Annotated in this window: 7 protein-coding genes; 4 read left to right on the plus strand and 3 right to left on the minus strand. The window is 59.4% G+C overall.

Annotation, left to right across the window (positions count from 1 at the left end; genetic code table 11):
* Positions 1 to 257 precede the first annotated feature (257 nt).
* The 3 genes from fadA to AB5Y92_RS11780 form a co-directional block, all read right to left on the minus strand.
* Positions 258 to 1,442, minus strand: coding sequence for an acetyl-CoA C-acyltransferase FadA (gene fadA / locus AB5Y92_RS11770; protein ID WP_201906638.1), 1,185 nt, complete (start codon positions 1,440 to 1,442; stop codon positions 258 to 260).
* Positions 1,443 to 3,590, minus strand: a complete 2,148-nt coding sequence (gene fadB, locus AB5Y92_RS11775; protein ID WP_368226832.1) for a fatty acid oxidation complex subunit alpha FadB — start codon at positions 3,588 to 3,590, stop codon at positions 1,443 to 1,445.
* A 204-nt stretch (positions 3,591 to 3,794) separates the two neighbouring features.
* Positions 3,795 to 5,732, minus strand: coding sequence for an acetoacetate--CoA ligase (locus tag AB5Y92_RS11780; protein ID WP_368226833.1), 1,938 nt, complete (start codon positions 5,730 to 5,732; stop codon positions 3,795 to 3,797).
* A 191-nt stretch (positions 5,733 to 5,923) separates the two neighbouring features.
* Here AB5Y92_RS11780 and pepQ point away from each other — a divergent pair, with 191 nt between their 5' ends.
* The 4 genes from pepQ to hemG are packed head-to-tail and all read left to right on the plus strand — an operon-like array spanning position 5,924 to position 9,889.
* Positions 5,924 to 7,246: a Xaa-Pro dipeptidase gene (pepQ, locus tag AB5Y92_RS11785; protein ID WP_368226834.1), complete on the plus strand. Its 1,323-nt coding sequence runs from the start codon at positions 5,924 to 5,926 to the stop codon at positions 7,244 to 7,246.
* Complete coding sequence (locus AB5Y92_RS11790) at positions 7,246 to 7,863, plus strand: YigZ family protein (protein WP_368226835.1); 618 nt, start codon at positions 7,246 to 7,248, stop codon at positions 7,861 to 7,863. The genes pepQ and AB5Y92_RS11790 overlap by 1 nt, the downstream gene beginning before the upstream one ends.
* A 36-nt stretch (positions 7,864 to 7,899) precedes the next feature.
* Positions 7,900 to 9,357, plus strand: a complete 1,458-nt coding sequence (locus AB5Y92_RS11795; protein ID WP_005339482.1) for a TrkH family potassium uptake protein — start codon at positions 7,900 to 7,902, stop codon at positions 9,355 to 9,357.
* Between the two features lie 7 nt (positions 9,358 to 9,364).
* Positions 9,365 to 9,889: a menaquinone-dependent protoporphyrinogen IX dehydrogenase gene (gene hemG, locus AB5Y92_RS11800; RefSeq protein ID WP_005339483.1), complete on the plus strand. Its 525-nt coding sequence runs from the start codon at positions 9,365 to 9,367 to the stop codon at positions 9,887 to 9,889.
* Positions 9,890 to 10,333: the final 444 nt, after the last annotated feature.

The following is a 10,333-nucleotide window of genomic DNA, read 5'->3' on the forward strand; positions in this document are numbered from 1 at the left end:
TTTTTGTGCAGATTGAACCTGTCGGGGGAGTAAAAAGCAAGCAAGCCCCCTATCTAATGTGAGGTTTAAGGCAATAACAGCCTATTGATAAGATTAAAACGAAAAAAGGCCGACCCAAACGGGACGGCCAACAGACAGCTTCTGACCACTGACGAGCACCCCGTGTGGCGATCGTCACAGACTTGAAAAGGGGCCAGTCAGACTGGCCCCGAAAAGGGACAACTCTCAGTAGTGCATCCCGTCGATCCGGCTGGTTATCACACCCGTTCAAACACGGTGGCGATGCCCTGACCCAGACCGATACACATGGTGGCAACCCCCAGGGTGGCATCCTTCTCCTCCATCAGATTGATGAGGGTGGTGGAGATGCGGGCGCCGGAGCAGCCGAGGGGGTGACCCAGGGCAATGGCGCCGCCGTTCAGGTTCACCTTCTCGTCCACCTGATCCTGCAGACCCAGATCCTTCACGCAGGGCAGGGACTGGGCGGCAAACGCCTCGTTCAGCTCGAACAGGTCGATATCACCGACAGTCAGACCGGCACGCTTGAGCGCCTTCTGGGTGGCCGGCACTGGGCCGTAACCCATGATGGCGGCGTCACAGCCGGCGATGGCCATGGCACGAACCTTGGCGCGCGGCGTGAGGCCGAGGGCCTTGGCGCGATCCGCGCTCATCACCAGCATGGCGGCGGCGCCGTCAGACAGCGCCGAGGAGCTGCCGGCGGTGACGGTGCCGTTGACCGGGTCAAACACCGGGCGCAGCTGGCTTAGAGTTTCGACCGTGGTCTCCGGGCGGATCACCTCGTCATAGTCGTAGAAGAAGCGGGCGCCGCTGGCGTCGTGGCCTTCCAGCCCGACGATCTCCTTGGCAAAACGCCCTTCCACGGTGGCAGCGTGAGCACGGCGGTGGGAGCGGGCGGCAAACTCGTCCTGCTGCTGGCGGCTGATGCCGTGCAGCTTGCCGAGCATCTCGGCGGTCAGCCCCATCATGCCGGAGGCTTTCGCCACCGATTTGGCCATGCCGGGGTGGAAGTCGACGCCGTGGCTCATCGGTACGTGACCCATGTGCTCGACGCCGCCGATGATGAAGATATCCCCATCACCTACCTGAATGGCGCGGGAGGCGTCGTGCAGCGCCTGCATGGAGGAGCCACACAGGCGGTTGACGGTAACCGCCCCTACCTGCTTCGGAATACCGGCCAGCAGTGCGGCGTTGCGGGCGATGTTGAAGCCCTGCTCCAGAGTCTGCTGCACGCAGCCCCAGTAGATATCCTCGATCTCGTTCGGGTCGAGGTTGGGGTTGCGCAGCAGGATGGATTTCATCAGGTGCGCGGACAGATCTTCTGCACGCACGTTGCGGAAGGCGCCGCCCTTGGACCGGCCCATCGGGGTCCGGATACAGTCGACAATGACTACGTCTTTCATGAATGGATCTCCTTTCCGCAATCAGTAGAAGGTTTTGCCTTGGGCAGCCATCTCGCGCAGCTTGTCGCTGACGCGGTAGAGCGGGCCCAAGTCGGCATACTGGTCGGCCATGGCCACGTAGCGATCCAGACCAATGGTGTCCAGATAGCGGAACACGCCGCCGCGGAAGGGAGGGAAGCCCAGACCGTAGACCAGCGCGATGTCGGCTTCGGCTGGGGTGGCAACAATGCCCTCTTCCAGACAGAGCACCACCTCGTTGATCATCGGGATCATCATGCGAGCGATGATGGCGTCCTTGTCGAAATCCTGTTTCGGCTTGGCGATGGGGGCCAGCAGCTCGTAGCTGGCGGCGTCGGCCACCTTCTTCGGCTTGCCCTTCTTGTCCTGCTCGTAGGCGTAGAAGCCCTTGCCATTCTTCTGACCGAAGCGGTTCACTTCGTACATCACGTCGATGGCGGTGCGGCCTTCCTTGCTCATGCGTGCCGGGAAGCCTTGTGCCATCACATCACCGGCATGGTGACCGGTGTCGATGCCGACCACGTCCAGCAGGTAGGCGGGGCCCATGGGCCAGCCGAACTCCTTCTCCATCACCTTGTCGACGGCCGCGAAGTCAGCACCATCGGCGACCAGCTTGTTGAAGCCGAAGAAGTAGGGGAACAGCACGCGGTTGACGAAGAAGCCAGGGCAGTCGTTGACCACAACCGGGGACTTGCCCATGGCGGCGGCGTAGGCCACCACGCGGTTGATGGTTTCATCGGAGGTTTGCTCGCCGCGGATGATCTCCACCAGTGGCATGCGGTGCACCGGATTGAAGAAGTGCATGCCGCAGAAGTTCTGCGGGCGCTTCAGCCCCTTGGCCAGCAGGGAGATGGGGATGGTGGAGGTGTTGCTGGCGAGCACGGCGTCTTCGCCAATGATCCCTTCCACTTCGCCCAGTACGGCGGCTTTCACTTTCGGGTTCTCGACCACGGCTTCGACCACCACATCCACGTGCTTGACGTTGTCATAGCTGAGGGTCGGGGTGATGGCGGAGAGTACCTGGCCCATCTTGATGCCATCGATGCGGCCCTTTTCGAGCTGGCCGTTGAGCAGCTTGGTGGCTTCGCCCATGCCAAGTGCCAGCGCCTTCTCGTTGATATCCTTCATCACCGCCGGAATGCCCTTGCTGGCAGACTGGTAGGCGATGCCGCCGCCCATGATGCCGGCACCCAGTACGGCGGCGTGGCCAGTGGCCTTGCTCGCCTGCTTGGCCGCCTTCTTGGCCAGTGCCTTGATGTGCTGATCGTTCAGGAAGATGCCGACCAGCGCCTTGGCCACGTCGGTCTTGGCCAGCTTGATAAAGCCTTGTGCCTCGACAGTGAGCGCCTCATCGCGGCTCATACCTGCGGCGGCCTCGACGGTTTTCACCGCGGTCATCGGCGCCGGATAGTGTTTGCCCGCCACGGCGGCAACCATGCCGGCGGCGGTGGTGAAGCTCATCATGGCTTCCAGTTTGGAGAGGCGCAGCGGCGCTTTCTTGGCGGCGCGACGGCTCTGCCAGTCCAGCTTGCCCGCGATGGCGTCCTTGATCATCTGCAGCGCAGCGCTCTGCAGCGCGTCGGGGGCGACCACGGCATCGATGGCGCCCACCTTGAGGGCGTCATCGGCACGGTAATCCTTGCCGGTGGTGATCCACTCGAGCGCGTTGTCGGCGCCGATCACCCGCGGCAGACGGACTGTGCCGCCAAAGCCCGGCATGATGCCGAGTTTGGTCTCGGGCAGGCCAATCTTGGCGCTGGTGTCAGCCAGACGGAAGTCGGTGGAGAGAATGGTCTCGCAGCCGCCGCCCAGAGCGTGTCCCTTGATGGCGGAGAGGGTTGGAACCGGCAGATCTTCGATGGCATTGAAGATGTCGTTGGCCTTTTTCAGCCAGCCGAGCAGATCTTCTTGCGGCAGATCGAACAGTTCCAGGAATTCGGTAATGTCGGCACCGACGATAAAGGCGTCTTTGCCGGAGGTGAGGATCAGACCTTTTAGTTCACGTTCTTGTTGTAATGCGGCGATCGCTTCGCTCAGGGAGAGCAGGGTAGCGCGATCCAGCTTGTTGACTGAACCCGGGGCATCAAACCTCAACTCGGCGATGCCGTTTTCGAGGTAGCTGACCGACAGGGTTTCGCCTTGGTAGATCATGAGAGTGTCTCCTTGTTCCCACTCAGTGGGGAGTGGTGCTCCTTAATCCCCAGCAGGGGGCGAGGCTCACTATTGATCCAAAAGGAGACATTTTCAACACCTATTTAAAACATTTGTTTAACAGTTCTCGAGTAAAAGCTCCTCATCACAAAACGGGCAAAAAAGAGGCGCCTTGCGGCGCCTCGGATGGATGTGAGTTTGCTATCAGCTGGCCAGTTCTGGCCGGTTGCGATACTGGTTCAGTACCTCGGGATCGGCGAGGGCATGGGTGTTGTTGACCGGTCTGTTGTGCACCACCTCCCGCACTGCAAGTTCGACGATCTTGCCGGACTTGGTGCGGGGGATGGCATCCACCTGCAGGATGCGGGCGGGCACGTGGCGGGCGGTGCAGTGCTGCTTTATTTGCTGGCGGATCCGCTCGCGTAGCGGCTCATCAAGCTTGCAACCCGCCTTGAGCTTGACGAACAGCACCACCCGCTCGTCCTGCTGCCACTGCTGGCCGATGACGATGCTCTCTTCCACTTCGTCGAGCTGTTCGACATAGCGGTAGATCTCGCTGGTGCCGATGCGCACGCCGCCCGGGTTGAGGGTGGCGTCGGAGCGGCCGTAGAACAGAATGCCACCGGTCGGGGTCAGCTCGATCCAGTCGCCGTGGCACCAGATGTTGTCGAACCGTTCGAAGTAGGCGGCATGGTACTTGTCGCCATTCTCGTCGCCCCAGAAGTAGATGGGCTGGGCCGGGAACGGCTTGGTGCAGACCAGCTCGCCCTTCTCCCCCTGCACCGGCTGGCCCGCTTCGTTGAATACCTGCACCGCGAGGCCGAGGCCGCGCCCCTGGCTCTCGCCGCGATAGACAGGGCTGAGTGGATTGCCGATGACGAAGCAGGAGCAGATATCGGTGCCGCCGGAGATGGAGCTGAGCTGCACATCCTGCTTTATCTGCTGGTAGACATAGTCAAACCCCTCCGGCGACAGCACAGAGCCGGTGCTGCAGATCAGCCGCAAGTGCGGCAAATCGTGGCTCTTGATGGGGGCATAACCCTGCTTGTGCAGCGCATCGAGATACTTGGCCGAAGTGCCGAACAAGCTGACCTGCTCGTCACGGGCGAGATCCCACAGCACGTTGCCATCCGGGTAAAACGGCGAGCCGTCATATAGAACCAGAGTGGCGCCGGAGGCGAGGGCGCTCACCAGCCAGTTCCACATCATCCAGCCGCAGGTGGTGAAGTAGAAGATCCGCTCCCCCGGTTTGATGTCGCAGTGCAGCTGGTGCTCTTTCAGGTGTTGCAGCAGGGTGCCGCCAATCCCGTGCACGATGCACTTGGGTTTGCCGGTGGTGCCGGAGGAGTAGAGGATGTAGAGCGGGTCGTTGAAAGCCATGGGCTCGAACTGGAGGCTGGCGTCCGGCTGGCTCGCCAGCACTTGCTGCCAGTCGTGACCAAGCTGCAACGGGTTGCCGAGCAGGGGGATCATCACCGTCTGCTCTATGCTGTCGATCTGGCTCACCACGCTGGCGACCTTCTGTTGAATGTCGATAGCCTTGCCGTTGTAGCGATAGCCATCCACCGCAAACAGCACTCGTGGTCGGGTCTGGCCGAAGCGCTCTACCACGCTGGCTTCGCCAAAGTCGGGGCTGGTGGAGGTCCAGATTGCCCCCAGACTGGTGGTTGCCAGCATGGCAACCACGGTTTCCGGAATATTGGGCAGATAGGCGGCGACCACATCGCCACGACCAATCCCCTGATGACGCAGCCACTGCGCCAGCCGGGCAACCTGATCACTCAGTTCACCCCAGCTAAGAGTACGGCTTGGACTTCCTTCGATACGGGAGATGATGGCTGGGCTCTCGTCCTGACGGCGCAGCAGGTTTTCGGCGAAGTTGAGGCTGCTGTCGGGGAACCAGCGGGTGCGCTGCATATCCTGACGGTTCTCCGCCACTATGTTGCCGAGCTCGCCCTTGACGCCGCAGTGCTGCCATACCAGCGGCCAGAAACGGGTGGTCTTCTCCACCGACCATTGATAAAGCTGCGGGTAGTTCTGCAACTGCAAGCCGTGGAAACGGTTCACCTCCGCCATAAAACGGTAGAGGTTGGATTGCTGCATCCCGAGCGGATCCGGTTGCCACAGGCAGAGGTTGTCCATGAGTAATCCCTGACTTCATGTATCTACCGGCAGTGTATTGAATTGTTTTTGATTTGTTAATAATTGGTTTTCTGTTGATAACAAACACGTTTGTAACGTATGCGTTACCTCACGAAGCGGCAGCTTGACGGGTCGAGCCGCCAAGCGCTTGATGTTATGCTGCAATCACATTCACCTCGGAGCAGGACGCCATGAGCAGCTACAGCCAACTTTTTGCCCAGCACCTCGATACCTTGCAGCAGCGCACCCGCGATATTCTGCAACAACAGGGGCTCAGCGGACTGGCCATCCACTCCGGCCAGACTCACCGCATCTTCCTCGATGATCAGGATTACCCGTTCAAGGTAAACCCGCATTTCAAAGCCTGGTTGCCGGTGCTGGACAATCCCCACTGCTGGCTGCTGGTGGACGGGGTGAACAAACCAATCCTGCTGTTCTCCCGCCCGGTCGATTTCTGGCACAAGGTGGCGGATCTGCCCAATGCCTTCTGGGTCGAGTTCTTCGATATCCGCTTCCTGACCCGGCCGGAACAGGTGGCCGACCATCTACCTGCCAACAAGCAGGAGTGGGCCTATCTGGGGGGCCATCTGGAAGTGGCCGAGCTGCTGGGGCTGACCCAGCCCAATCCGGAGGCGGTGCTCAACTACCTGCACTATCACCGCGCCTACAAGACCCCCTACGAGCTGGAGTGTCTTCGTGAGGCGAACCGGATCGGGGTGCGCGGCCATATCGCCGCCAAGGACTCTTTTATGGCGGGGGCTAGCGAGTTCGAGATCAATCTGGCCTATATGAAAGCGGTCGGGCAGGGGGCCAATGAGGCACCCTACGGCAATATCGTCGCCATCAACCGCAATGCGGCCATCCTTCACTACACTCATTTGTCTGCCGTGCGGGTGCCCGATGCGGAGCGCCACTCTTTCCTGATCGATGCCGGTGTCGATTTTCACGGTTATGCCTCCGACATCACCCGCACCTGGGCGTGGCGGCGTGGCGAGTTCGCCGATCTGATTGCCGCCCTCGACGAGCAGCAGCAGGAAATCATCAAGGAGATCAAACCGGGTCGTCGTTACAGCGAGCTGCACCTGCAGATGCACCACAAGCTGGCGCGCCTGCTGCAAGCGACCGAGCTGGTGGATATGTCGGTGGACGAGATGATCAACACCGGGGTGACCAACGTCTTCTTCCCCCACGGCCTCGGCCACTTCCTCGGTTTGCAGGTACACGATGCGGGTGGTTTCATGCAGGATGAGCGCGGCACCCACCTGGCGGCGCCCGAGCTGTTCCCCTATCTGCGCTGCACCCGGATGATGGAGGTGGGTCAGGTGTTCACCATCGAGCCGGGCATCTACTTCATCGACAGTTTGCTGGAGCCGCTGCGTCAGGGCGAGCAGGGCAAACGGGTCAACTGGAACAAGGTGGAGGCGCTGCGTCCGTTCGGCGGCATCCGCATCGAAGACAACATAGTGCTGCACGCCAACGGGGTGGAGAACATGACCAGACAAGCAGGACTCTGATGGCGGCTGCGTACTCCATTCCGGCCGCTTCATTGGAGATCAGCGAAGAGATCAAGAAGAGCCGCTTCATTACCCTGATCGCCCACACCCCGACCGTCGAGGCGGCCAAGGGGTGGGTCAACGAGATCAAGCGTCAACATCCGACCGCTCGCCATCACTGCTGGGCCTTTGTGGCGGGCGCGCCGCAAGATAGTCAGGTTTATGGCTTCAGCGATGACGGCGAACCTTCCGGTACGGCGGGCAAGCCGATCCTGGCCCAGTTGATGGGGTCGGGGCTCGGTGAAATCTGCGCCGTGGTAGTGCGTTACTACGGCGGCATCCAGCTTGGCACCGGTGGACTGGTCAAAGCCTATGGGGGGGGGGTCGGTGCCGCCCTCAAGCAGTTGCCCACCCTGCTCAAGGTGCCACGCACTCCCTCTCTCATTCACTGCGATTACGGTGACATGGGGACTGTCGAGTCGCTGATCAGCAGCCATAATGGCGAATTGCTGGCGGCGGATTACGGTCATCAGGTCACCTTGCAGGTGGCGTGGGAGTCCTCAGTTTGGGCTCAGGTGGACCGTGAATTGACCGACCGGACTCATGGGCGGGTATCCCTCAGCCCCTTAGATGGCTAGAATCCATCGCTATTTAATTGGGGAAAGGGAGCTGTAATGCACATTCTGAGCATTATTCGCATTGTTGGCCTGCTGGTTGCGCTGTTCAGCTCGACCATGCTGTTGCCTGCACTGGTGGCCTTTGGCTATCGGGATGGTGGTGGTGCCGAGTTCGTCAGCTCTTTTCTGATCGCCCTGCTGCTCGGTGTGGTGCTCTGGTTTCCCAATCGCTATCACAAGAAGGAGATGCGCTCGAAAGAGGGCTTCCTCATCGTGGTGCTGTTCTGGACTGTGCTGGGCAGTGTGGGGGCTGTGCCCTTCATCATGAGCGACGTGCCGGACATGTCGGTCTCGGAGGCCTTCTTCGAATCTTTCTCCGGCCTGACCACCACAGGCGCAACGGTACTGACCGGGCTCGATAATCTGCCCAAGGCGTTTCTGTTCTATCGCCAGCTGCTGCAGTGGCTGGGGGGCATGGGGATCATCGTACTGGCGGTGGCCATTCTGCCACTGCTGGGGATCGGGGGCATGCAGCTCTATCGCGCCGAGATCCCGGGGCCGGTGAAGGATACCAAGGTGACGCCGCGCATCGCCGAAACGGCCAAGGCGCTCTGGTTCATCTATCTGCTGCTCACCGCACTCTGTGCGCTGGCCTACTGGCTCGCCGGAATGACGCTGTTCGATGCTGTGTGCCATTCGTTCTCGACTCTGTCGGTCGGTGGCTTCTCCACTCACGATGCCAGCATCGGTTTCTTCAACAGTCCGGTCATCAACCTGATTACCGTGGTGTTCCTGCTGCTGGCCAGTGTGAACTTTGCGCTCCACTTTACCGTCTTCTCTCACCGCCCGGTTCGGCTCGGGCGCTACCTTTACGATTCTGAACTCAAGGTGTTCCTGGCCATTCAGGCGACCCTGGTGATGATCTGCTTTGTCGCCTTGCTGACCCACGGACACTACGCCACCTGGCAAGAGGCGCTCAATCACGGTCTTTTCCAGGCGGTCTCTCTGGGGACCACCACCGGCTACAGCACCACGACCTATGCCGACTGGCCCTCGTTCCTGCCCATGCTGCTGATGTTCTCAGCATTTATCGGCTGTTGTGCGGGTAGTACTGGCGGCGGCATCAAGGTGATGCGTTTTATGATCCTGTTCATGCAGGGGATGCGCGAGTTGAAGCGGTTGGTTCACCCCAGAGCCATCTATACCTTGAAGCTGGGGAATCGGGCTGTGCCCGAGCGTATCGTCGAGGCGGTGTGGGGCTACTTCGCCACCTATATTATTCTCTTCTTTATGTTCATGCTGCTGTTGCTGATGACGGGGCTGAACGAAGTGACCGCATTCACCGCTGTGGCTGCGGCTTTCACCAACGTAGGCCCGGGTTTGGGAGAGGTATCAGCCAACTTCGGCAATATCTCGCCAGCGGCCCAGTGGGTACTGGTGTTGGCTATGTTGTTTGGCCGATTGGAAATTTTCACACTTCTGGTACTGTTTACTCCTGCATTCTGGCGTAGTTGAGGTTGTTATGGACAAGATTCTGGTGCTTTATTCCTCTCGGGATGGCCAAACCCGCAAAATAGTCGATGTCATGCTGGAGCAGATGCCGGGATGCGAAGTGGTGATGCACGACCTGCACACCTTGCCGATGTGCAACCTCAGCAAGTATGCCAAGGTCTTGATCGGCGCCTCCATTCGTTATGGCAACTTCCACCCCAGCCTGTTCAGCTTTATTCACGCTCATCAGGAGCAGTTGGAGGTGGCCAATGCGGCCTTCTTCTGTGTCAACCTGACGGCCCGCAAGCCAGAGAAGCAGACGCCGCAAACCAATGCCTATATGAAGAAGTTCCTGCGCCTCTCTCCCTGGAAGCCGAAAACCTTGGGTGTGTTTGCCGGTGCGCTGCAGTACTCCCGCTATAACTGGTGGCAGACTCGCATCATCCAGCTGATCATGAAGATTACCGGTGGCAGTACCGACACCAGTAAGGACATTGAGTTTACCGATTGGGAAAAGGTACGCAGCTTTGCCCGCGAATTCTGGTCAAAAAGGTAGCAGTGTGATGTGAATTAAGGGTTTTTTGTCCGAAACAGCCCCGCCGATGCGGGGCTTTTGTTTAATAAAGCAACGGTTGAACCGAAAAACTGTAAAAAGTGCCATTTTTTGCAGTTTTCCTCTTGTCATCCCGGCGCGGCTCCCTATAATGCGCCCCTACCAGCACGGCGGAACACGCCAAACTGATGAGCCAGCTTCCTAGCGAAGTGGGCGCCGAAAGAAAAGCGAAAACAATCGCTTGACTTTCGAAGTGAGAAGCGTAATATGCGCCTCCTCAGCGCGACAAGCGTGACGATCTTTAACAATTTGAATCAAGCAATCTGTGTGGGCACTCACAGCATCGAACATCAAAACAATTTTTGATTTTCAATGTCTGGTGAAGTGACCAAGACGATTTCTTAGCAATAAGAAGTCGAACAGTTTATTTCAGCAATTCATTGAGCC

The sequence above is a fragment of the Aeromonas sp. R1-1 genome, assembly GCF_040908495.1.
GTDB lineage: Bacteria > Pseudomonadota > Gammaproteobacteria > Enterobacterales > Aeromonadaceae > Aeromonas > Aeromonas veronii.